The organism is Bradyrhizobium sp. WSM2793, assembly GCF_000379585.1.
Taxonomy (GTDB): Bacteria; Pseudomonadota; Alphaproteobacteria; order Rhizobiales; family Xanthobacteraceae; genus Bradyrhizobium.
In genome coordinates, this window is the sequence record NZ_KB902787.1 from 26,517 (window position 1) to 48,078 (window position 21,562).

Sequence of the window (21,562 nt, forward strand, 5' to 3'; positions counted from 1 at the left end):
GGATGCGTTGTGACATCGCCCGGTGAGGTAAGCCGCTGAACGCTCCCCGCCTTAGCTAGCTCGGCCTGACATTAACCGCGCGGTCAACCAACAGGTCTTTCGGCCGCAATAGTATCAGGTATTCACTCGTCCGCAGCAAGCGGCGTTGTTGCAGTACGGCCGATCCGCCACCTGGATGCGTTCCATCAAAACAATCGATTTTGCCGAGCACGCCTAAAAGCTCCATAGTCGATCGCAATGTATGGAGGCCGCATTCAAGATGACGTCTGGCAATCGATTCTCTCCTCGGTCCCTTGCTGAACAACTTGGCTCGCGCGATCGGCCGTCTGCATCTCGGACGGTAGCTCCTGTCGTCACGTGGACTCATCCCGCGCCTCGCCACGGTCTTCCCGCTAAATTGCCACGTATGAGGCGGATCGAATCGCCCGATCGTGGCGTCATGGCTTACCCAAAGCTTGGTAAGAACAACTGCCTTTTCGGGCATTTCAAAGGGTTTCTGGCGTCACGTTCAATTGGACGGACAAATGCTCACGACGTTGGACAGAGCGAGACCGACAGCCACGCGCAGGTCGACGGCATGGCCGAACTGTGTCGCCGTTGCCTCACAACGATTCCGAGTTTGAGGGCACCGCTACAAGGAGCCTTTAAAGGCACTTGAATCTCACCCAGCGTCAGATTGTAGGATTTCCGACAGCCTCGCGACAGAATCCGCTCGCGTGAACTCTTCCTGACAGGTAGCAACAATTGCGAACGTCTCAAAACCTCAATGCTCGGCCGATCCGTCTCGTGGCACTACTCGACTGCTCCCCTTCAGAGTTTGCGTCGTTTATCTGCTTTGTAAGCGCAGGACGCAGCGTCCTCCTCGCAGCCAGACCAGGATCCAGCGCGCGAGAACAACGCGGGCAATCGCTATTTCGCCTATGCCGACCACAGGCCGAGTCCAAGCTCGAGATTAGATCATTCTTGCGCCGTTCACCCTGTCTGACGAAAGGGAGGCGGCGTAACCACCTTAGACAATGCGCGACAGCAACGCCGGACCCAATTTGTCGTTCGTTGGCAGCATTCGCTCGACTGCGGCGGAGAACGTCTCCGGAGCGACCGAACTTCGGGACAGTTGACATCTTGCTCGGCTATCACCGACTAGCGAGAGGATGTCTATCGCGCCGATGGGCGTGTTGATCGTTTCGTCGCACATCTCGACCTGTTCCAGCCATTGGTCGATGCATAGCGCGTGAAGTGTCTTCAAACGCGGAAAACTTGCGTTGTCGTGACTTGACGACACTACGGGCTCAACAGCCTTGCAGGACTGACCGCGGTCAAGGCGAACTTGGGGAGTTTCCAATGACGGTTTCGCAAGTCTATTCGGCGGCAAATACAGCCGCTCTCGCCTGCGCTTTCGTTTCGTTCGGGCGGTTTGGCACGATCGCTACTGCAGAGGCTCGTGTAGTGCATGCAGGCACGGCTATGCTCGGCCTACAGATGCATCAGCGCGCGGCCAGGACTCTCAGCTTCGTGAGAGATTGCAAAGCTCTCGCCGGCGTAAGGGAGATTTTGAGCCGCGCCGCCCCGCGCACGCGATCCGTCGCAGGCCGCCACCTATCCGGTGACGATGGACGCGCAGACATGGATCGCCTGCCAACAACGTCTTGCGTGTCGTTTACGGCGTTTCGAATTCACGCCAAAGCGGCAGCCTCTGGGTTCCACCGAATCTCATGGTCAGCGTGACACGCTCAAGTCCTGCCGAGGATGGACGAGAGGCGATGAATGCGAATTCTCCTGGTTGATCATCATGCGGACTTTGCCCGCGACGTGAAGGAAGCGCTCTTAAATTGTGGCTTCGCCGTCGACGTGACACGCACGCTGGATGAGGCGGCGGCCGCGCTCGATTGCGCGAACTACCACATGGTCCTGCTCGAATCGGCTTTGCCCGATGGAGACGGATTGGACTGGCTGAAGCAGTTGCGGCGCGAGGGACGATCAATGCCGGCTATGATGATGAGCAGTCTCAATGATCTTAGCCGGCGGATTGCGATCTTCAATGCGGGCGCCGATGATTTTCTGCCCAAGCCCGTGTCTATCGACGAGCTCATTGCCCGCATGCGAGCTATTTTGCGACGGTCAACGCAAATGATGGCGCCGGTTGTGACATTCGGAAATCTGCATTTCGATCCGATCGCAAGACAAGTCTCGGTCGGTGGTCGAGCACTGAGAATTGCGCGCCGCGAAGTGTGCATTCTTGAACATCTGCTCAACCGCGCGGGCCGTACCGTGCCGCGCGCATCGCTCGAAGATAGCTTGTATGCATTTGACGATGAGGTCTCGACCAATGCGCTGGAAGTCGGGATTTATCGCTTACGCACGCACTTGAGCCAAGCGGGTGCAACGCTGAGGATCAAGACCGCGCGCGGTGTCGGTTACACCCTCGAACTCATCGGCGCAGCATCGGCTGCCTAGCCGATCGAACTTGAAAGCAGCACTCCCTTGAACGTGGTTAACAATGACGCCGGCGAGCCGCCGATGGTCGCCAGCGGCTCGCACTATTCCGCTTTTCCCCGCCTCTGCTACGTCCTGTGTGCACTCGCTCTGCTATTTCCGCTTGCTGTCACAGCTCAGACAAAGCGGGATGGCAGAGGGGATCCGCCACGTGCGGCGCCTGGCAGCACCACGGGCACGATCAATCTTACCTCCTCACAGGGCAAGACAGTTCATCTGACCGGGCCGGCTGCGAGCATTTTTATAGCCGACCCGGCGATTGCGGATTATCAGGCGCCATCGAACACCACGATTTTCGTGTTTGGCAAAAAGGCTGGAAGAACGAGCCTGTTTGCCCTGAACGACAACGGAGAGGCTCTCGCCGAGCTGCGTGTTGTCGTCACCCAACCGATCGAGGATCTGCGGGCCGCGCTTAAGGCCGAGGTCGGCGACTACCCAATTCAGGTCAGCTATACCCCGCGCGGCGCGATCCTTAGCGGTACGGCGCCTAATGCCGATGTCGTCGAGACCGCCAGGAAGGTCACTGAGCAGTTTCTTGGCGCGGGCGCGCTGGTTGTCAACAAAATCCAGGTCGCCGGCTCATTGCAGGTGAATCTCAGCGTACGGGTGGCAGAAGTCTCCCGCAGCGCCGTCAAGGATCTCAACATCAACTTCACGGCCTCGAGCCCAAACGGCGCTTTCCTTGTGACCGGCAAAGGGGGCGGGTCCGGCTCGGCCGGCGGCGGCGGCACGATCGGGATTGGGTTTAGCGCCGGCAATACCAACCTGAGCGCTGTTCTCGACGCTCTCGCGAGCGAGCACCTCGCCTCAATCCTGGCTGAGCCGAATCTAACAGCCATGTCCGGCGAAGCCGCAAGCTTCCTCGCCGGTGGCGAATTCCCCATTCCGGTGATGCAGGACAACCGGCAGGTTTCCGTCCAATTTCGCCAGTTCGGCGTGAGCCTCGAGTTCGTTCCGACGGTTCTCAGCAATAATCAGATCAATGTCCGTGTGAAGCCCGAAGTCAGCGAATTGTCGAGCGAAGGCGAAGTCAAAATCAATGGCATGGCGGTCCCTGCCCTCTCGACTCGGCGGGCGAGCACCGTGGTCGAGCTCGCCAGCGGTCAGAGCTTTGCAATCGGCGGCCTCATCAGGCGCAACTTCAACACTGATATCGGCGAGTTTCCCTGGCTCGGCGATGTGCCGATCCTGGGCGCGCTTTTTCGCTCCTCATCGTTTCAAAAACGTGAAACCGAGCTGGTCATTATTGTCACGCCCTACATCGTGCGGCCCGGACCGAATCCGAACCGGATGAGTGCGCCGAGCGACCGCATCTCACCGCCCTCAGACGCGGGGCGGATTTTGACGAACACGGTGGCCCGGCCGCCGCGAGAGCGCGATGCGCCTCGCGCCAGCGCACCAGGATTGACCGGCAGCGCCGGCTTTATTATCGAATGAGGATCGCCAAATGACTTTGCGCCACCTGTGCTACCCGATCGTTATTGGAGCAACATTGGGGGGCTGCGCAAATACTGCCTCGATCCAGCCCGCGCCGGCTGACCAAGAGATCCAGGTCGAGCAGAAGAGGAGCGTGCTGTTCCTGCAGAGCCTTCGTGGCCCCGAACGGCATCGGCTGCGAAGCTTTATTGCAGCGACCAGCCGCGGCCGGCGGGATGCCCTCCATGTGGATGTCATCGGCCCACCCAGACTGATTGCACAGGTGGCCCACGAGGCTCGCGCCATGGGCGTTGCCACCTACAACATCCGCCTGTCCGCTTCTCGTGTGGATTTGCCGGCTCGTTCCGGGGTGAGGATCGAAGCGATCACTTTCGAAGCCCATCCTCCGGTCTGCCCCTCGCTCTCCATCGTCGGTCCCACAGTGAACGACAATTCGTTCAATCCAACCCTTGGCTGCTCAGTCCGGAATAACCTTGCGGTCATGGTCAATGAACCTGGCGACTTGTTAGGCAATGGCGCTGTCATGCCGACCAGTGGTGATCGTGCAGTGCTTCCCATCACCGCACGTGGGGCCACGTCGGCGGGCAACAGAAGCAATTTGGAGGATGAAACGCATAACAGGGTTTCGCCAGAAACCCAATAAGCGGCTCGTAAGACCCGAGCAGCATGAACGTCGGTTGGCATTCTTGTCCTATCAGTCTTGGAATCGGCCGACGAGCCTCCTGGAATCCAATCTTTGCTCGGTCCTTTTCTTGGGATCGCGCAGCTTGCAGACCAGGTTCTGGGACAGTTGGGTCGTTGCCAGAGATTTGAGCGCATCGCTGTTTTGCGCGACGCTAAACTAGGCCGGCGGCAAAGACTGCCTTTGCAACCCTCTCGAAACACTCCATCGGAACGGCCTTGCCCATCGCACCTTTTCGGATCAGCTGACGCGCCAACACATGATCCTCGACAATGCTCAGACGTTGGGCGCGCGCCTGCGCCAGTAACTGTGAAGCTGTTTCGCCCTCGCCGCGGCACACCAGTACCGGGACGCCGGTCTCACCCCGAACGTAGCGCAGCCCAATCAATGTCGCTCGCCCCGTCAGTATCACTGTCGCCCGATGGATGCCGAGCGGAGACTCGTTCGCCGACTCCCGGCGGAGCCTGCGGTGTTCACCCTTGATCTGCGGATTACCATCCTGTTCCTTGGACTCGCGCTTGGCTTCGCTCTGCGTCATGCGCATGTCGCGCAAGAACAACCAACGCTGAATGAGCAGATCGGCCAAGCCGCCAATCAGAAGAGCGCCGGCAGCAATCGCGATCAGCACTTTGAGCTCTTTAAAGACAAAACCAAAGCAGCTCAAATCGCAAACGGGCAAGTATACCAGTGCCCTCCAACTTGCGAGCACAGTGAAAACGAACGTAGCGCCAAGAACCAAAACTTTGACGATAGACTTTCCAAGCTCGACAACCGACCGCTGGGAGACAATCCGCTTCAGCCCTTTGACGGGGTCCAATTTCTCAAAGCTGGGTTTAAGCGGCTCAACCGAAATCGTCAGCCCGCCGCCGGCCAGGACACCGGCCAGAATCGCCGCAACAACCGCCGCACCTAGGATGGGAGCCGCGGCTGTTATAGAAAGGTCCATCAATCCGACCAACGCCTGCCGGGCCGCACTGTTGAAGGGCTGTTCCTGCAACTTGTCGATGAGCCGCACGGCTTCGCGCCATCCGTCTTCGATCGGGCCCGCCCTGAAGCACAGGCAGCCGAAACCAGCGCAAAGGCTTGCCGCGGTCACAAAGTCGGCGCTGCGCGGGCTCTGCCCTTTCTTACGCGCGTCCCTCAGCTTCTTGTGACTTGGTGGAAGGTTTTTCTCTTCGCTCGTGTCGTTCATTTCAAGAACTTCTCGAGCCACTCCAGCACGCCGTTGAACCGAATGATCTCTGCTCCCATATATTCGATCAGGAAGACGGCGTAGCTGACCATAATGATGCCAAAGGCGGCATTCTTGATGGTTGGAGAGAGATCGTTCAGCTTGATTTGCGGCGCAAAGCGCCCCAGCAGCATGAGGGATACGTCGATCAGAAGCAGCAGAGCCAGCACGGGCCCGGCGACCACGAGGGCCGTATGCATGATATGGTCGAGAAGCCCGATAAACTCCATTGCCCCGTGGTGGGTCAGGGGCGGTAGCAGCCGATACACGGGCCAGATCAGATAACTTCCATAGAGGCATCTGACCATGGTCTGCAGACCTCCTGATACAACGAAGATCGTAATTGCGGCAGTTCCGAGAAAGAGCCCCATCGGGGCGGTTTGACTGCGTGTGCCAGGATCGTCCACCTGGCTGGAGATGCCGCGCTGGGTATCAATGATGTCACCAACGGCCTGGATGCTCCAAAGTGGTATACTAAGCAGAAAACCGAACAGCAGGCCGATAAATATCTCCTTCAAACCGAGGAGCGAGACCGCAACCATACGGGTGCCCGGATCTAGTGTCTGCAAGCCGTTCCTGATCTGCATCAAGCAAGGCAATCCAAGCACAACCGTCGCGCTTGCGCGGATAATCCCGCTAATGTGCGGTCGCGTGAATACCGGAAGAACCAGCATAATGCCGAGGGCCCGGGCCGCGCCGAGTCCGGCCGCAACGACGAACTCGACAGCAGTCTGAATCAGAGTTTGCGTCTCGGTGGGTGACAAGGCATCCATTTGAGCCCAGCTCGTCGTTCCTTCAGCCAATGCAACCGTCGCACTCACGTCGCCATGATGTGAGACGCCAAGAACTCTGCAGATCTCGTGTCCCACGGTTGCAGAGCGACAGGCCTCCCACAAGGCAGATGACTTCGGCTTCAACCACCCATATGACTACAGCCATCCGGCGCAGAGGTATGACCATTCGATGAGAGCACCGGCGAAATCGCGCCGCTGCGCGGCCTACAAGCCACGCTTCATCCGCTCTCACCGGCCGCAGCGCGGTTTGGAGATCTGAGGGCCTCAAAGCTTCCATCAATTTCGCAGTCTATGGAGATCGGTCTCGAGCGGCACCTTCATTCGCAGGCTCATTCACCAGAACGCCAGAATCGTGGGGCCGCTTGCAATCAAAGCGGTTCACCCGTTCACTGCGTCGATAACTCGCCAGGCAATGCATCGAGGACCAGGTCTCAGCAGGTAATTCCATCACGTCGTAAGCAAAATTAAATCGAATGGATAGAACTTCCAAATGGAGTCATTCTTCCTCCGAATACGGCAGGCTCACGGAGCCGAACAGGACAGTTCGGATATCTATCAATCTCATGCTAGTGAGGCGAGCTTTCGATAAGCTGACGAACTCGCCCTTTTGTGGTTCACAATCAAGGCCGACAAACGCGCGCTATAGCTAAAACTTAGATAGCCGTGCGTTCCGCGCCCTAATACCTCGCTGTGAGCGCGGGGAACTCAGTGAAGATATGCTGGGCTTGCTCGATCAGCGGCGCGCTCAGCATCGGAGCAAACAGAACGAGCACGGCGACGACGACGAGGAGCTTCACGGTAAGCGGCAAGGTTTGATCCTGGAGCTGGGTTGCTGCCTGCACGATGCCGATACCCAATCCGGCCACGAGGGCTGCCAAAAGCGGCGGTAGAACCCAGATCATGAACAGGACAAGTGATCGGCTCAGGTGGGTGAGGATGCTGGCCTCGTCCATCTCAGCTCCCCGGAGATGCGTAGCTTAAGACCAATCCGTGCATGAGCCGTGACCAGCCATCGATTGTGACGAACAGAAAAAGCTTGAAAGGAACGGATATCATTGTTGGTGACACCATTGACATGCCCATGGCCATCAGAATTGTCGTCACAATCAGGTCAATTGTGATGAACGGAAGATAGAGAAGGAAACCGATTTCAAACGCACGCTTAAGCTCCGAGATCAAAAAGGACGGCACGAGGATCGCGAAATCATCGGCTGTTGCGTTGCCGCGCATCTCCTCCGACCAGATATGTTCCGTCGACGACAAGAAGAACGTGCGCTGCTCCTCAGTGGTGAACTTCTTGAGATGGGCGCGCAGCGGCTCGCTGCCCTCCTTGGCGGCGGTCAACCAGTCATCGGTGGTTTGGTAACGAAGTTGCATATCGGTCACGCGGTTGTATGTTTGTTCGAATACCGGGGCGTCTATGAACACGGTAAGGATCAATGCAGCACCATACAGAACGATATTCGGTGGTATGGACTGAGTGCCGAGCGCGTTGCGGATCAGGAAGAGAACGACGGAAACCTTGATGAACGCCGTCGTTGTGACGACTGCGAACGTCAACAGGCCAAGGCCGACGGTCGCTGCAACAAGAGCAAGGATGCCCGGTTGAATGTCAACCATTGACCGCCAACCTGCTACGTAACCGGATGCCCAACGCTTCACCGACACGTACGATGTCGCCGCAGCCGATCAATTGACCGTTGGCGACAATGTCGACCGGACCGTCCAGCTGCCGGCCGAGCTCGAACACGTGCCCCTCGTTGATGCTTCTCAACGTACCCAGCGGGATGGGCCAGCGGCCGCATTCGAACACAAGCGTGATCTCAACACTGTCGATGTCGGCTTCCGAGGGCGGGATTGCTTGCTCCGGTTGGGGTCGTATCGTCATATTTTCATACCTTAGAGGATGGGACTGCAGGCGGAATGGTCCCCGAAGGATAAGTCTGTCGCCCGCGACCTGCGCCGGCGCCCACAACTTGTCCGCAGCGAGGATGAGCTGGCCATGGGCAAATGGAATGACGTCCGGCAGCAGTGCGTCGCCGGGCTGTGCTTGACGAAGAAGCCCGACGGGCGCCCGCAGCGAGCCGATCTCTCTCGCAATCACGACCGGCAATTCCGAAGAAATCTTGCCTAAGTCTCGCGGTAATTGGCCGATCAACTCGCCTAACACACGAAACGCAGACGGAACCAGACCATCAAGTGGCGCGAACAAGAACAGGCGGGCCTTGGCCGCCAGCGGTCCGAAAGTAACGTCGAGCTCCAAGTAGGGGTCTTTGGCCGTCGCGTCTTCGATGCGGATCAGCTGCAAATTCCGCGCGAGCATGATCTCTAATCGAGCGAGCCAAGGTTCCAGAGCAAGTTCGAGAAGCAGCGAGCGGGTTGGGTCGGAAGGTAAAGTAAGGCCATACTGGACCAATGAAATCAGCGCCTCGACGAGAAGGCGGGGCAAGGACAAGACAGCGGTCTCGCCTCCGGCGCAAAATACGCAGTCGAGCATCGACATGGCATATGGCTCGGCCTGCCAAACAAGCCGGCTTATACGGATCGATAGCGGCTTATCGCCAAGGCGGCTCTGCAGAACCGTGCGTGGTGCGGCGACCTCGTTGAGCCACGAGACCACGCCATGTGACAACTTTACCGCTGGCTGAAATAGTGCGGGTTCACCCACGGCATTTACCGACAGGTTCCACGGGCGCAGCTCGCGACGTCATAGGAGAACGAGGCATCAGTTCGAGCCCCCGACCGCTTGGCTGCGCGAACCACCCTGATATCGGAGCAAAACCTCGTCGTCGGCATCGATTTCGGCAGCACACTCCGAACGGACGGCGGTAGTGCGCTGGACATCGCCCTCAATCTCCTCCCATTTCTGGCTCGCCGCCGAACGCTTGGCCCATATGGTCCGCGCCTCATTCACTGACCGCTGAGCCTGCTCATGCGCGATGCGCGCCTGCTCACGCGCCTGCCGTGCCGATTCGATCTGTGCTGCAAGTCGCCCAAGGACGAGTTGACAGCGACGATCGAGCTCGGTCACGGATATCGTCTTGAGCGACACCAGCTCCTGATAAAGTTCAGCTTCGAGCTTGGCGCGATGATTCTCCGCGTCTTCAATACTCTCAGATGCTCGCTGCAGCGCTTCGACCGCGATTTGGCGCCTGGCTTCCATGTTGGACAATTCACGAAGCGCGCTTCGCTCTCTCATGTCTTTCACCAGCCGCAATTTCGACGCTTGCACGCGATTCAGGCCGTCAGACGCGACATCCATGAAACGGTCTCCTCAAAGCTAGACGGCTCGTCCTGTCCCTGGCGCAAGAATGCGCGCAGTTCCTCGATTGAATCAATTGCCCGATCAGTCAATGGGTCGCTGCCCGGCTTGTATTCACCGACCTTGATCAGGAACTCAGCCTCATTGTAGCGCGAGAGCAGATCGCGGAAGACGGATGCCGCCTTGCGATGTGGACCAGAGGCGACCGCATCCATGACACGACTTCGGCTCGACAGCACGTCGATGGCGGGAAAATGCTCTCGCGAGGCCAGCGCGCGCGAGAGAATGATATGACCATCGAGAATGCCGCGCGACTCTTCGGCGATCGGATCGCCCGTGCCGTCACCTTCGACAAGCACAGTATAGAATGCCGTGATCGAGCCCCGCTCGCCCATACCGGCACGCTCCAACAGACCAGGCAGCAGCGCAAAGACGGAAGGAGGAAAGCCGCGCCGGGTAGGAGGTTCTCCTGCGGCAAGGCCGATTTCGCGCATCGCACGGCTAAAGCGCGTCAGCGAATCCATCATCAGAACGACCTGCAGCCCTTGATCACGAAAATACTCGGCGAGTGCGGTCGCCACATGAGCGCATTGCGCCCGCTCCATTGCCGATCGATCGGATGTCTCAACGACAACGATCGTGCGAGCGAGGGCATCTCCAATATGACGTTCGATGAATTCACGCACCTCGCGTCCACGTTCTCCTATGAGCGCAACCACGGTGACATCGGCGGCCGCGCCTTTTACAATTTGCGACATCAGCGTCGACTTACCGCAACCGGCATCTCCATAGATTCCGATCCGCTGACCTTCGCCACACGTCAGAAGTCCATCCAGCACGCGAACGCCGAGCGGAAACGGCTGCTCGATGCCACGCCGCCTCATCGGGTTGGGCGCCTTGCCGCGGAGCGGACACGTGTGAACCGTCTTTATCGGCCCCTTGCCATCGAGTGGACGGCCGAAGCTATCGATCACGCGGCCGAGCAGGTCGGGCCCGACTGACACCTCCTGCATGCGCCCGGTCGGGAGCACTTCGGCGCGGTGGGACAAGCCTACCAGATCGCCAATGGGCGTCAGCAACACCCCGTCCGGCAGCAAACCGATGACTTCCGCTTCAAGTGACCATCCGGAAGCGTGATCCTGCAACAGGCACAGTTCTCCAACACGGGCCCCTGGCAACACGGCATGGAGCAAGGTGCCGATCGCACGCGTGATCCGTCCCCGCACGGCACGCGTATCGACATCCTTTGCTGCGAATCTTAGAGATGCTATCGCCGCATGCACATCTCCTTCTCCGGCCGATTGATCATGGCCTGATCGTTGCGTCGTCACGGATCGCTTTCCTGAGAAGATGGATTAAGGCCGAGACGCAATGTGCGGAGCTGCGCGGCAAGTCCTAAATCGACACTGCCGAACTCACTCCACAGAACGCACTGGTCAGGCCCCACGGCCGGGTCCGGATCAATTCTGACTTTCGGACGACTATCCGTTCCATCGAACGCCACGAATTCATGCCTTAGTGCATCAGCATTCACAGGAGACACGTGAAGGCATACTTCTGCGCTGCCATATCTTTGCTCGATGGCGTGACGAACGGTCCTTACCAACATCTCACCCGGATCAAAGGAGCCCAGCAAATCGGTCAGTATCTCAATCACGAGCTGTGGCAACTCCTGTTGCAGAACGGCTTTTCGCCGGGCCACATCGGAAGCAGCTCGGGCGATCAGCTGTGCCATTTCGTCCGAGCCTGACCTAAGACCTTCGCAATGGCCGCGCTCCCGCTCCTGCTGATAGGCTTTCCTTGCCCAACTGCGAACCTGCCGCAGATATCGCTCGACTAGCACGCGCGTTTGCACCGCATCGTACCAGATACCAAGTTCCGCGGCTGGTATGAGCGGACCAAGCGGCCGTATCCGCGGGCTATCTGGCAAGACTGTTTCATTGGCCGTCATGCCGCTCGCTCCTCCACGGCCAAGTGGGCCACCACCAAAGACAGTACCTGACCCGCTGAATTGTGGTGTTCGGCTGCTGGGGATTCGGCGGTGGTCCCCACAGGTAAGCGGAAAAGAACGCGCACACGGTCAAGCTCTGATGCGTCCTTAAGCCAAGCACCAAGGCAGGCACATCCGTCATGTTCAATCTGGCTCGCGAGCTTCTGCGGATCGTCAATCGATGTGGTTGCGACGGCGCTGGATAAGTGTCGGATTGCGAAAGCATGAGCTTCCGCACCAATATTTTCGATTAGAATCGTTACATCGTGCTTTGACACAAGCTTGATCACCGAACGGGCATGCCAGATACTGCCGGCGAGCAGGGCCGCCCGACGCGGATCATGCCCGAGCAGAACGTCCCTACCCCAGTCGGCTCCGTTCGAGACCAGCTCGCTGCCCAGCAGCAATTCGACCAGTCTTTGCTGCAGTCTCGGAGTCTTCTGCAGCTGCAGCACTGTGGCGGCCGACAGAAGCCCATCAAGATGGCCGGCAAACCGGCCGGGATGAATCAAAGCGGCAAGCTCGCGCAGGCGATCGGAATGCGGGTTGAGTGAATGATTTGGGTCAGTGGATGCCATCGATACGGACCTGCTTGCCGCCTATTTCGGATCGGAGGACAGTTTTTTGCCGGCGGACTGGACCGCTGGCTTGCTGGCACCTCTGCCGAGATTTGTCACTTTGCGCCAGGATTGACGAAGCTGTCGCCCACGTGTGCTCAGCAGCACGTAAGATAGAATGCCCAACGCGGCGAGCGCACCTCCTGCACCGATCGCAATGTGAGTTGCGATGAATTTGGTTGGTTCGACGGAAGCTGCCGCTGGCACAATGGAGACCTCATGCTGAGCTCGCTCAACCGGCACGAACACGACCGCCACCTTGTCGTACGATAGACCTTCGATGCTGTTGGCGACGAGCATCTTGATCTGCGGCAGCAAGGCTGAGAGCTTCGCGTTGGAGGCGTGTCGAATGAAAACCGACGCCGAGGACGGCGTTGCATCCTGTCGCAAAAGATCATTCTTCGGCAGAACGACATGAACACGGGCGGAGAGAACCCCATCGATATCGTTGATCGTGCGCGACAATTCTTCACTGAGAGCATAGACGTAGCGGGCTCGCTCCTCAACCGGAGAGGCAACGAGGCCCGCCCCCTTGAACACCTCACCAAGGCTCTTGAAGGATTGGCGCGGCAAGCCATGGTCATTCAGCAGCTCGATTGAGTAGGCGAGCTGCCTTTCTTCCACCTGAATTGTGCTGGTCCCATCCTTACCGACGACACGGATGGCATCGACGCCCTTGCTCAGGAGCAGCCCAAGCATCTCGTTGGCTTCACGCTCCTGAACTTTGGTATATAGATCAGCTTTGCAACCGGCGAGGGTCAGCAAAAGCAGCAACAGGACGAGAGCATCAAGCCGCCTTCTTGCGGGTCGGCCATTACCGATCTTGTCTTTCGTCAAGACAGCCAACGGCCCGCTCAGCCCGCCGATAGAAGCTTATTCAGAGATGAACTGACAGCACCCGTCCCCTTGGAGATGAGCGAAACCTGGACGACGCCGTTGTAAACATCCCGCAGATTCGCCAGCACCGAGTCGAAATGATCCGCACCCTCGGGTTTGCCCACTGGATGCACCTCCACTTGCTGCACACGCAAGACCGGTTGCGCGGCCGGCCCAAGCTGCAGACTCTTGGTAGGATCAGGCTCGCCGACGAGCGTCGGCGAAACTGCACCCGACGGAAATGGTTTGCCCTGGTGGATAGCAGACATGCTCTGAAGGACGCGATCGCCTAGCGGGCTCGCCGGCGTGGCTGCGCGCTGCACTTCCGGCAGCGATGGAGCTGGCGCGCGCTCGCTCACAGAAGAGGCGATACCTTGGTTCGAGGCCGCCTGCGCAAGACTCTCGTCAAACTGAGCGTGTGCCGGCGAACACCCGTTGGAGGTACACGCGACGGAGTTGGCAGAGACCGACGTAACGCCAAACAACATGGAGGAAATCATTTCTATCACGTGGTGAGATGAGCCGTTCGTTCACACGAATGGGCCGCTCATTAGAGAACCAAGCTGACCAAAAACTGACGAGCATCTGTCATCTAATGATCACGGTTAGCTTCCAATTTGGGACGAAGCATCGGCTTCCAAATTTTGGCACGAATTCCGGTGCTTGTTCTCAAGTGTAAAAATAGCAGGAATGCTCCATCCCATCCACAAGGCTGCACATCTTGAAGAAAGTTCTCTATGCTGGTGTTTTCATTTGCTTGGGTGTCGTCGAGGCGCTCGGCGCTCCCCTGGCGCTCCCATCGACGCCTTATAGTTACACAGTTCTGGATCAGGACCTCGCGGCCGCACTGCAGGAATTCGGCAACAACCTAAATATCAGAGTCAATGTCAGCACCGGGGTGAAGGGGCGGATTCGCGGGCGAATGCCCGATCTCCCACCGCGAGAGTTCCTCGAACGGTTGATTAACCTCTACAATCTTCAATGGTACTACGATGGGCTGGTGCTCTACGTATCCGATGCGCATGAGGCGCAAAGCCGCCTTTTGGTCTTGAGTCCAATCAGCTTTGATGCGTTCAAGGCGGCACTCGATGCGCTCAACATCTCCGACGAGCGTTACATCGTGAGACCCGTACCGGGAGATGGCCTCGTCTTCGCCTCTGGTCCACCCCGCTTTGTCGCGCTTGTGGAGCAAACAGTAAAAGGACTTGCGGCGGAGGCACAGGCACGGCGAAACCCGAGCGGTGCCGAAAAGCCCCCGCACGAGTCGGTTTTGATGCTGTTTCGGGGAGCCTCGAGCGTGGTCATTCGCGAAGGACGACCGAATGACGCTCCTTCGCCGGAGGCACTACATCAAGACGGCGTGGTCCATACACCCGATGCAGGTAAGAAATGACTTGATGACAACAGATGGCCTGGAAGAGATGCAATGCGTCTGCTTATGCCCTCTGTCAGCTTTTCGAAAGCTACTGCTGCCATTGTCAGAGCGCGGATGTGTAGAGGGCCGATGCCGCAGGGTGGCGCAATAAACGTCCAAGCCGGAGCGACGGATGCAGAATTCTAGCCAGCATCATCGGTGAGCGTGCTTTGCCACTTTAGCGCCTCATGCGAGCTTTTGAACAACTCCACGAAGTCCGTCATGCAAATGAGCTTCGTCGCATAAGAATGAAAGCCACTCCGTTGTCCAAAAGGAGGAACAGGATGGACTTCAACGCGCTAAGCCGGGCGGACAACAGCCCAGCGTCCCACTCGTCCTCATCGCCCGCCGGTCCAAGGGAGTTTGAGCGTGAACTAATGGCATTGCATGAAATACCCGAATACAGCCAGGACCTAATTTGGCAGGAACTCGGAGGCAGATCATCGCGCGTCGAGCCATCATTGAGTGGCGGCGAGCGGTCCAATTCCCAACAGCGGATCGCTCAACACCGCGCGGACGCCTCCGATTTCGGCAACGACCTTGTTTGGCAAGATCTAGAGCCTTCGCTCATGCGGGCCGGGTCACCTCACGCTGGACCGTCTCAAGCTGGGCCCACATTGCACGCAGGAGTTGCTCCGCCGGAAATTGGAGATTTCGCCATGGCGAACGGTCGTCGCGCCAAGGACGACTGGGTCTTCACTGGCCAAACAGCTACGCCCGCTCAGATCGAAATGCTAAGAAGCCGCGATCTCATACCTACCAGGGATGTCCGGACAACAACGTTCACCATCCTGGGTGTGCCGCACACGGCGGAATGGCGAGAAGAAGGCTTTATTCGTCTCAAACCGTCGCTGGACCCTTCCCTTTGGCCTGTCGGTTCGAGCGAACACTCGCCAAGCGGCTAAGCATGATGACATGAAGAATGCCGAGCCCAGCTGAGTTTCGATCCGCTCGGGGCCGCACAATACCGTCGGACTCTTTCGAGCATCTACGCAAGCGCCAACACTTTCGTTGGGGGCAGGCGCGAGGTCGCTACGCGTGGGTGATTTCACCATAAGATGCTGCGGAGACCTGCGACGTTGTTTCACGAATCAGCGCACGTGACCATCCGCAGAGCGGCAGACTCGGCCTCGCTAATTCGACCTAGTTGGCCCGGAGTCGAGCGATCGAGCATAACAAGCAAGCCGCTTCCGATATCGAGAACCCATCACCGCCTCTCACACCATCATTGCGCGTCTCGTTGTGAAACCTCTGAGCGCCGTCAGCTTTTGGAAAGCTAATCGGACCTACCATGTGGCGTGAATATCTAGACGGCGATGTGCCTATAGATTGTAGCGGAACTGAGCGCTGGGGGCGCACTGAGCAATCGGAAGCAAGTGGTAGGAGCCATCGAAGCCTATCGACATTTCTTGCTCGTTGTTCGTCGCGATTCTCGGGCTGCGCCACATGACCGGCTTGTGGTGCGATCTCAAATCAGAGGACGTATAATGTCAGTCAACAACCTATCGCTAACCGCCAGTTCGAGTTTGTCCGGGCTGGCCCCCGGGCCCTCATCTGCGCGGGATCTTTCAAACTTCGAGGCGATGCTGGCTAGTTTCTCGTTGAAAGACAATGCCGATGACCATTCCACTCCACAGGATCCGCCGGCCGCAGACTCAGCCAAGCAGCTGACGGAGGAACTCACGCAGGAGGTGCGGAACATCCTCCCGCCGGAGATCAAGGCCGCACTGGACGCATGTCAGCAGGCCCCAGAGCCATCCTCCGCGGAGTCCTCCTCCGCTGCGAGCGCCCCGAAGATTGCAGAGGCACCCGTACAAAGCTCCAGGATCACGTGGAACAGCGGCACGCTGACTGATGCCGAGCTGCAGATTGTGTCGGTGCTGAACCGACACAAAGACAAATGCCCGCTGGATTGGAAATCTCTTGGAGATTTGGCCAACGATCCCTCCACACCGCCGGATCTAAAGGCGGCGATCGAGGCTCTGCAACAGGACCCAGAGCTCTTCTATGCGATAGGCTCGCAAGGTGACGGCCGCTGCGGCGGGAAGATCAAAGCAGGTGATCTCTCCGGCTTCTCCGATCACCACCCTCAGGTTGCTGCTTTCCAGGAGCAGCGGGCAAAGAGCTATACGCAAAACTACATCCCTTCCGACGGCACCCGGAATGGCGAGCCATCGGTTATGACCCAGACCGATGCATTGCGCGAGCTCTATCGGTATTCCGACAACCTGCCTAAGAACCTAAGCCTTGCGGATTTCAAGCGGATCGTCGACGGCGAAGCTAAAACCGGCAAATGCCCGCCACAGGTCCTCGCGGCCGCTCAATACTTCCTCGACCACCCGGATGAATGGAAGCACTTGTACGGTGGCTCGATAGACAAGGTCCACAAAGAGGACTTCCTGCAGGTTGCTTCATCATCGATGACTCTCACGCAAGCCGAGCTCGATACGCTCAATACGATCAGCAAGAACCAAAACGCTTTCTTCGGGAAGGGTGATCTGACCCGGGAGAAGCTGGCGAGCATGGTGGATGATAAGAGCCTCGCGCCCGAGGTGCGAAAGGCGGCCTCGCAGCTGCTCTCCGATCCTGTGTTGTTCGGGTTGATGAACAACGCTATTACGGGCTACAAAACCCACCATAAGTTCTTCGACTTCGGCGGCGGCCATACGGTCGATTCCGGCAACATCAGCAACACCGACTTCAACCAGTTCTTCAACAACATGTCGGGTGCGAACCGCACCGTTCACCAAGTGAAGACGCATGCCGTCCGAACGCCTGCCGAGCAGGACGCGGTCGCGGACATGACGATGGGCGTGGCAGACCAGCCCGACATCAAGTCTCCCAAAAAGAACGGTGGCGCCTTCATGCACGCACTTAATGACGTGCTCAAAGTTGGCTCTAAGGTGTTCGACTGGGCCGCGACAGCAGTCGGTGTACTTGGCTTCATTCCAGGCTTGGGTGAATTGGCCGACCTGGCGTCAATGGTGCTCGAAGCCGAGGCGCAAGCTGCAAATCTTCTTCACACTGCCATCAGTGGCGGCAACATAAAGCAAGCGCTGGAAGAAGCCGGACTGAGCCTTGCGGCACAGGCGGTGGGCTGCATCGCCGGACCTGAAGTCAAATTAGCAATGCGAGAAGGCTTGGTGAAGCAGGCAATCCAAGAAGCCGCGACGGCCGGCGTCAACCTGCCGGTTTCGGTGGCCCAGTCCTACGCGGAGGATTATCTGAATAACCTGAAGGCTCGCATCGAATCCGAGCGCTTGCCAGCTGCAGGCGCTTACGCCTAGGCGGAGCGACGCTATCCTCTCAGGATCACGCTGGAAACTGAGCTTGCGCGGCCTCCGCGCGGTTGGGCCTCTCTGCCGAGCAGTGGGTCGCGCAAGCTCCACCAGCATACTTGAGACCGCCCCCGAATCCGAGGAACTTATTTCGGCTTTTCACTGCGCACAAACTATCTTGGCCGCACTCGATCGCCCGAATCCGACCTCAAACCAAGTCTGCCGCTGTGAAGCTCCATCGACTGCATACGCCGCCTGGAACACCGCGATGCATTAACACTACCCGACAGACCGGCCACAGCCGCAGAGCTCGCCGGTTGCGCAAGGATCGAGAGCACATTGGTCCAGAGCGGTAAGAGCCGAAGGGCTGTTTCGCGAGTAGCGGGGGTCTGCCTGAAATGGGTCGCGATTGACGGATCTGCCATGGGTCCGCCAGGGCCGATGGAGCGCTCTGGCCGCTGAATCGCCGTCACTCTGGCTTTCAGCCTCGCTCCGACCAGGTCAAGCTCGTGCCGCATCGCCTGACCGCAGCAAATTGTCGAAAGAGTTCGGAGGCATCGCAAGAGACATGAGGCCGAGATTGCAGCACGTCGAGCCCAAAGCGCTCTTATTAGTGGTGGCTTTGATATTTCGCCAATTGAACGCTTTCGAAGCGATGAGCAACGTGCTCACCCAATCAAGCTCCACAAGCGAATGTTTGTCTTAACCATCTGATTTCCAGCTTTCGCCGGTAACCTTTCAAATGCGGTCTGCGAGTGAAGACGTTCAATGACGGATCAACCATCGGCTCATTGTATTTTCTACGACTCGTCAGCTTGTCGAAAGCTAATACTTGCATAGTGGAGGGCGGAAACTGCCTCCATTGGCACGATCGAATTGACATAGGAGAACCCGATGCGCGTTACGAGCTCTAGCGCCGCTGGGCACGTTGATGCTGACCTCCATGCGGCTGGCGGCAAAAAAGGATCTCACAAACCTGGCGAGCGCGACGATCATGCCCGATCGCCTGATGCAAACGTTCCCGTAAACGGCGGCGCGTCCACGGGCAGCAACTCGCATGAAGCCGCTATGCAGCAAGCGTTCAGCGTCGCTTTGGGAGCCGCTGCTCTCCAATTTGCGAATAGTGCAATGAGCCATTTCGACGATGTCATGGCCGAGACAGAGGAGGATTCCTGACGTCGCATATTGCGACGTAGGAAATAGGAGCCGCACGTCGCGGCGAAATTCGAGCACACAGGAGAATAGTATGACTAAAAATGTTGGTGCGTCTCATACCTCGACTGCAGGTGGGGCAGCCGGTACCGCTACTGCTGCAGCCGCTTCCACGGCTGCTGAAGCTGCTGGAGAGGCGGCATTCCAACGGCAAATCGCCGCTCTGACTTTGACCAGCACAAAGGCCGCTGAGAGGGATGTGGAGCTTCGCGTCGTCTCGACCGAGCTCTCGACCGTCAAGAAAGCGGCCGATGAGCGGGTGCAGTAAGGGATGAGATGGGGCGACGTCGCCGCCCCACTTTCCCCGGCTGCTTAGTCTGTGAAGCGGGCCGTACGGTTTTGCCGTACGGTTCCGTTCGCTGTTCAGGAAACCGACCGTGAATGAACCAAATTGCCCGCATTTCGAAGTGTTGTCGGGGTGTTACTCCGGGCTGACAAGTAAACTGGGGGTCGGATCGTGTCTGATTGGCAGCAGCCTCGATGCTGACTTAATCTTCGTCGAACAAGGCCTCGAACCGCACCATCTTCGTGTCACCCCCCATTCCAATTCAATCGAGATCGAGGCCCTTGCGAGGGACGTTAGGATCGAGGGGCACGAGACTGTTTTACCGAACGAACCCATTGTTGTCCCTCTTCCTGTCGTTTTGCATGCCGGGGCGATGTCCATTCGCTGGACGATCGAGGACTACAAACAAGCTGGCTCCATCGACCGCCGGCATATATCGCTCGCCTTTCTCGCTTTGGTCCTGATCAGCTCTGCCGCGGTTGGCGCAGTCTCATCCAGTTTTGTCCAGACCGATACCACCGTGGCGTCAAGTCCGTCGTCCCCTGCTCCGGACATTGCGCCCAAGCTGGCGCTCAGCGCTCCTGATGCTCTGGCCACCGATGCAGCTGCCGAACGGTTGCAAGAGGAAGTTGACAGAGCGGGCCTTGTCGGCATCAAGGTCGGCTATGGGGCGGGCGTTGTCACCGCCGATGGCACCGTTACGCCCGCCTCGCTCGCCACATGGCGAGACGTGCAGCAGCGGTTTGATCACAATAGCAATGGCGCTTATACGCTCGTTAATGCGGTGGCTATCAAGGATGAGAAGACGCCTCCCGCAATTGGGGTCCAAGCTGTTTGGCGCGGGAGCGCCCCCTATATTGTCATTGCTGGTCAAAAGTATTTCGTCGGCGCGCTCTTGAGCAATGGATGGACCGTCTACGGGATTGAGGAAGGGCGTGTTCTGCTGAGCCGGGATGGCCGGCTTGCCACTCTACCCTATTAGCGTTTTAGGCCGCAGGTAAGGAAGCAAAGTGCCATGACTAGGCTGCCCCCGAATCCCGTCGAGCCCGGCACCTCTTTTCAGGAGCCAAACGTTGATCATCATGCATCTGCCATCACGCCGGTCCATTCTCGAGCCAAGTCCATCGGGATTGACCGGACGCGTGGCAATGATCACAAGAGCCACACCTCAATTTCTCGTCATAGTGTCGTGCTGGATCGGTTGGTGGACGCCACGATCGAGAGCGCGCTCGAGCTCAGTTCGATCGATGCAGTTTCACGCATCAATCTCGACGAGGCGCGCGCCCCGCCAGGTCAGATCGAGCCAAGCTCGGAACTCGCTTGGCTTAATGAGCCCAATCTCGCGCACAGTCTGCTCTCCTTCGTGACGCCGCGCTTACGTCATTCGCATGTTCTGCGTCCAGAGCAACACGGCCTTCTTCTGGAGCGTTTGGCTGATACGCTATCAGCCGCGCCAGAGGATTTGGTGCCACGTGAAGGGGCCGCCCTTCTGCAACTGGAGCTGCAACGTTTAATCCTGCTCCGGCAGAGTCACAACGGCTTGATCAAAGGCTAGCAATGGTCGGGCCAGACAAAGTGCAACACTTCACATCTACACAGCCGCCGATCGTTTCCGAAGCCGGCGCGATCGAGCTGATCTCCGGGCCGGAGCGAGATTTGCTCTGCGTGCTTTCTTACGTCTACCTTGCGTGCGGACAGAGCGACAAGAGCCTGGCTTTGTTGCGGCTGGTCGCTCACGAACAGTCTCAAGACATCGGCCTGCTCCGCATCCTGGCCTACGCTCTCATCTCGGAACGTCGCGGTGACGAAGCACTGTCGGTATTGGACAGGCTTGACAAACTGGATGACGAGCCGTCTTCGTGTCCGCCCTTGATGCTGATGCGCAGCCACGCCCTGCGTCACGCTGGCCGCATGACCGAAGCGCAAGCCGTCTTCAAACGCTATGTTTTGTTGCGGGGCAGCACAGCTGCAATCAAACAACAATAAGGCT

22 protein-coding genes are annotated in these 21,562 nt (G+C 58.2%); 11 read left to right on the forward strand and 11 right to left on the reverse strand.

From position 1 onward, the window contains the following. The first annotated feature begins 1,764 nt into the window (after positions 1 to 1,764). Genes A3AS_RS0121100 through A3AS_RS0121110 form a run of 3 tightly spaced genes read left to right on the forward strand, consistent with a single transcriptional unit; the run spans position 1,765 to position 4,573 of the window. The gene (locus tag A3AS_RS0121100) at positions 1,765 to 2,454 is read left to right on the forward strand and encodes a response regulator transcription factor (protein WP_018319550.1); all 690 of its coding nucleotides are present in this window, start codon (positions 1,765 to 1,767) and stop codon (positions 2,452 to 2,454) included. Between the two features lie 27 nt (positions 2,455 to 2,481). Then, positions 2,482 to 3,930, forward strand: a complete 1,449-nt coding sequence (locus A3AS_RS0121105) for a type II and III secretion system protein family protein (RefSeq protein ID WP_018319551.1) — start codon at positions 2,482 to 2,484, stop codon at positions 3,928 to 3,930. Positions 3,931 to 3,940: 10 nt separating this feature from the next. Next, the gene (locus tag A3AS_RS0121110) at positions 3,941 to 4,573 is read left to right on the forward strand and encodes a CpaD family pilus assembly lipoprotein (RefSeq protein ID WP_018319552.1); all 633 of its coding nucleotides are present in this window, start codon (positions 3,941 to 3,943) and stop codon (positions 4,571 to 4,573) included. Between the two features lie 193 nt (positions 4,574 to 4,766). Here A3AS_RS0121110 and A3AS_RS0121115 read toward each other — a convergent pair whose 3' ends face one another. From A3AS_RS0121115 to A3AS_RS46670, 11 genes are all read right to left on the reverse strand, one after another. After that, entirely contained in the window at positions 4,767 to 5,804 is a 1,038-nt protein-coding gene (locus A3AS_RS0121115; RefSeq protein ID WP_018319553.1) for an EscU/YscU/HrcU family type III secretion system export apparatus switch protein, read from the reverse strand. Then, positions 5,801 to 6,616, reverse strand: a complete 816-nt coding sequence (gene sctT / locus A3AS_RS0121120; protein WP_018319554.1) for a type III secretion system export apparatus subunit SctT — start codon at positions 6,614 to 6,616, stop codon at positions 5,801 to 5,803. The genes A3AS_RS0121115 and sctT overlap by 4 nt, the downstream gene beginning before the upstream one ends. Before the next feature lie 698 nt (positions 6,617 to 7,314). After that, a complete protein-coding gene (locus tag A3AS_RS0121125; protein ID WP_018319555.1) occupies positions 7,315 to 7,590 on the reverse strand; it encodes an EscS/YscS/HrcS family type III secretion system export apparatus protein in 276 nt (91 codons plus the stop codon). A 1-nt stretch (position 7,591) separates the two neighbouring features. Beyond that, positions 7,592 to 8,257: a type III secretion system export apparatus subunit SctR gene (sctR, locus tag A3AS_RS0121130; protein ID WP_018319556.1), complete on the reverse strand. Its 666-nt coding sequence runs from the start codon at positions 8,255 to 8,257 to the stop codon at positions 7,592 to 7,594. After that, complete coding sequence (gene sctQ, locus A3AS_RS0121135) at positions 8,250 to 9,305, reverse strand: type III secretion system cytoplasmic ring protein SctQ (protein ID WP_018319557.1); 1,056 nt, start codon at positions 9,303 to 9,305, stop codon at positions 8,250 to 8,252. The genes sctR and sctQ overlap by 8 nt, the downstream gene beginning before the upstream one ends. A gap of 57 nt (positions 9,306 to 9,362) precedes the next feature. Then, entirely contained in the window at positions 9,363 to 9,899 is a 537-nt protein-coding gene (locus A3AS_RS0121140) for a hypothetical protein (RefSeq protein ID WP_018319558.1), read from the reverse strand. Next, complete coding sequence (gene sctN / locus A3AS_RS0121145; RefSeq protein ID WP_018319559.1) at positions 9,875 to 11,230, reverse strand: type III secretion system ATPase SctN; 1,356 nt, start codon at positions 11,228 to 11,230, stop codon at positions 9,875 to 9,877. The genes A3AS_RS0121140 and sctN overlap by 25 nt, the downstream gene beginning before the upstream one ends. Next, positions 11,227 to 11,850 carry a type III secretion system stator protein SctL gene (gene sctL, locus A3AS_RS0121150; RefSeq protein ID WP_018319560.1) on the reverse strand — a complete coding sequence of 208 codons (624 nt, stop codon included), beginning with the start codon at positions 11,848 to 11,850 and terminating at the stop codon, positions 11,227 to 11,229. The genes sctN and sctL overlap by 4 nt, the downstream gene beginning before the upstream one ends. After that, on the reverse strand, positions 11,847 to 12,467 hold the full coding sequence (locus A3AS_RS45345) for a hypothetical protein (RefSeq protein ID WP_018319561.1): 621 nt from the start codon (positions 12,465 to 12,467) through the stop codon (positions 11,847 to 11,849). The genes sctL and A3AS_RS45345 overlap by 4 nt, the downstream gene beginning before the upstream one ends. Positions 12,468 to 12,488: 21 nt before the next feature. Continuing rightward, positions 12,489 to 13,343 (reverse strand): type III secretion system inner membrane ring lipoprotein SctJ, encoded by an 855-nt coding sequence (gene sctJ / locus A3AS_RS0121160; protein WP_157644342.1) that lies wholly within the window; start codon positions 13,341 to 13,343, stop codon positions 12,489 to 12,491. Positions 13,344 to 13,360: 17 nt separating this feature from the next. Next, a complete protein-coding gene (locus A3AS_RS46670; RefSeq protein WP_085964110.1) occupies positions 13,361 to 13,882 on the reverse strand; it encodes a nodulation protein NolB in 522 nt (173 codons plus the stop codon). A gap of 221 nt (positions 13,883 to 14,103) precedes the next feature. Between A3AS_RS46670 and A3AS_RS0121170 the strand changes: the two genes are divergently transcribed. The 8 genes from A3AS_RS0121170 to A3AS_RS0121210 all read left to right on the forward strand — a co-directional run bounded on the left by A3AS_RS0121170 (position 14,104) and on the right by A3AS_RS0121210 (position 21,558). Further along, positions 14,104 to 14,775 carry a secretin N-terminal domain-containing protein gene (locus A3AS_RS0121170; RefSeq protein ID WP_049814939.1) on the forward strand — a complete coding sequence of 224 codons (672 nt, stop codon included), beginning with the start codon at positions 14,104 to 14,106 and terminating at the stop codon, positions 14,773 to 14,775. A gap of 680 nt (positions 14,776 to 15,455) precedes the next feature. Continuing rightward, complete coding sequence (locus tag A3AS_RS47460) at positions 15,456 to 15,701, forward strand: hypothetical protein (RefSeq protein ID WP_157644343.1); 246 nt, start codon at positions 15,456 to 15,458, stop codon at positions 15,699 to 15,701. A gap of 582 nt (positions 15,702 to 16,283) precedes the next feature. After that, complete coding sequence (locus A3AS_RS0121180; RefSeq protein WP_026202211.1) at positions 16,284 to 18,083, forward strand: HrpF/NolX family T3SS translocon protein; 1,800 nt, start codon at positions 16,284 to 16,286, stop codon at positions 18,081 to 18,083. Positions 18,084 to 18,968: 885 nt separating this feature from the next. Beyond that, the gene (locus A3AS_RS47465) at positions 18,969 to 19,250 is read left to right on the forward strand and encodes a hypothetical protein (protein ID WP_157644344.1); all 282 of its coding nucleotides are present in this window, start codon (positions 18,969 to 18,971) and stop codon (positions 19,248 to 19,250) included. A 70-nt stretch (positions 19,251 to 19,320) separates the two neighbouring features. Then, positions 19,321 to 19,554: a nodulation protein NopA gene (locus A3AS_RS45355; protein ID WP_084674877.1), complete on the forward strand. Its 234-nt coding sequence runs from the start codon at positions 19,321 to 19,323 to the stop codon at positions 19,552 to 19,554. Between the two features lie 109 nt (positions 19,555 to 19,663). Continuing rightward, positions 19,664 to 20,554 (forward strand): hypothetical protein, encoded by an 891-nt coding sequence (locus A3AS_RS0121200; protein WP_018319569.1) that lies wholly within the window; start codon positions 19,664 to 19,666, stop codon positions 20,552 to 20,554. 33 nt (positions 20,555 to 20,587) lie between these two features. After that, positions 20,588 to 21,127, forward strand: coding sequence for a hypothetical protein (locus A3AS_RS0121205; protein WP_018319570.1), 540 nt, complete (start codon positions 20,588 to 20,590; stop codon positions 21,125 to 21,127). 2 nt (positions 21,128 to 21,129) lie between these two features. Next, the gene (locus A3AS_RS0121210; protein ID WP_018319571.1) at positions 21,130 to 21,558 is read left to right on the forward strand and encodes a M48 family metallopeptidase; all 429 of its coding nucleotides are present in this window, start codon (positions 21,130 to 21,132) and stop codon (positions 21,556 to 21,558) included. The last annotated feature ends 4 nt before the right edge of the window (positions 21,559 to 21,562 follow it).

Bases quoted from the DNA above. Each gene is read 5' to 3' on its own strand.
- A3AS_RS0121125 (WP_018319555.1), bottom strand. From the start codon at position 7,590: ATGGACGAGGCCAGCATCCTCACCCACCTGAGCCGATCACTTGTCCTG.
- A3AS_RS0121115 (WP_018319553.1), bottom strand. From the start codon at position 5,804: ATGAACGACACGAGCGAAGAGAAAAACCTTCCACCAAGTCACAAGAAG.
- sctL (WP_018319560.1), bottom strand. From the start codon at position 11,850: ATGACGGCCAATGAAACAGTCTTGCCAGATAGCCCGCGGATACGGCCG.
- A3AS_RS0121210 (WP_018319571.1), top strand. From the start codon at position 21,130: ATGGTCGGGCCAGACAAAGTGCAACACTTCACATCTACACAGCCGCCG.
- A3AS_RS47465 (WP_157644344.1), top strand. From the start codon at position 18,969: ATGCGCGTTACGAGCTCTAGCGCCGCTGGGCACGTTGATGCTGACCTC.
- sctR (WP_018319556.1), bottom strand. From the start codon at position 8,257: ATGGTTGACATTCAACCGGGCATCCTTGCTCTTGTTGCAGCGACCGTC.
- A3AS_RS0121100 (WP_018319550.1), top strand. From the start codon at position 1,765: ATGCGAATTCTCCTGGTTGATCATCATGCGGACTTTGCCCGCGACGTG.
- A3AS_RS0121140 (WP_018319558.1), bottom strand. From the start codon at position 9,899: ATGGATGTCGCGTCTGACGGCCTGAATCGCGTGCAAGCGTCGAAATTG.
- A3AS_RS0121205 (WP_018319570.1), top strand. From the start codon at position 20,588: ATGACTAGGCTGCCCCCGAATCCCGTCGAGCCCGGCACCTCTTTTCAG.
- A3AS_RS45345 (WP_018319561.1), bottom strand. From the start codon at position 12,467: ATGGCATCCACTGACCCAAATCATTCACTCAACCCGCATTCCGATCGC.
- sctT (WP_018319554.1), bottom strand. From the start codon at position 6,616: ATGGATGCCTTGTCACCCACCGAGACGCAAACTCTGATTCAGACTGCT.
- A3AS_RS0121180 (WP_026202211.1), top strand. From the start codon at position 16,284: ATGTCAGTCAACAACCTATCGCTAACCGCCAGTTCGAGTTTGTCCGGG.
- A3AS_RS46670 (WP_085964110.1), bottom strand. From the start codon at position 13,882: ATGATTTCCTCCATGTTGTTTGGCGTTACGTCGGTCTCTGCCAACTCC.
- A3AS_RS0121110 (WP_018319552.1), top strand. From the start codon at position 3,941: ATGACTTTGCGCCACCTGTGCTACCCGATCGTTATTGGAGCAACATTG.
- A3AS_RS47460 (WP_157644343.1), top strand. From the start codon at position 15,456: ATGGCGAACGGTCGTCGCGCCAAGGACGACTGGGTCTTCACTGGCCAA.
- A3AS_RS45355 (WP_084674877.1), top strand. From the start codon at position 19,321: ATGACTAAAAATGTTGGTGCGTCTCATACCTCGACTGCAGGTGGGGCA.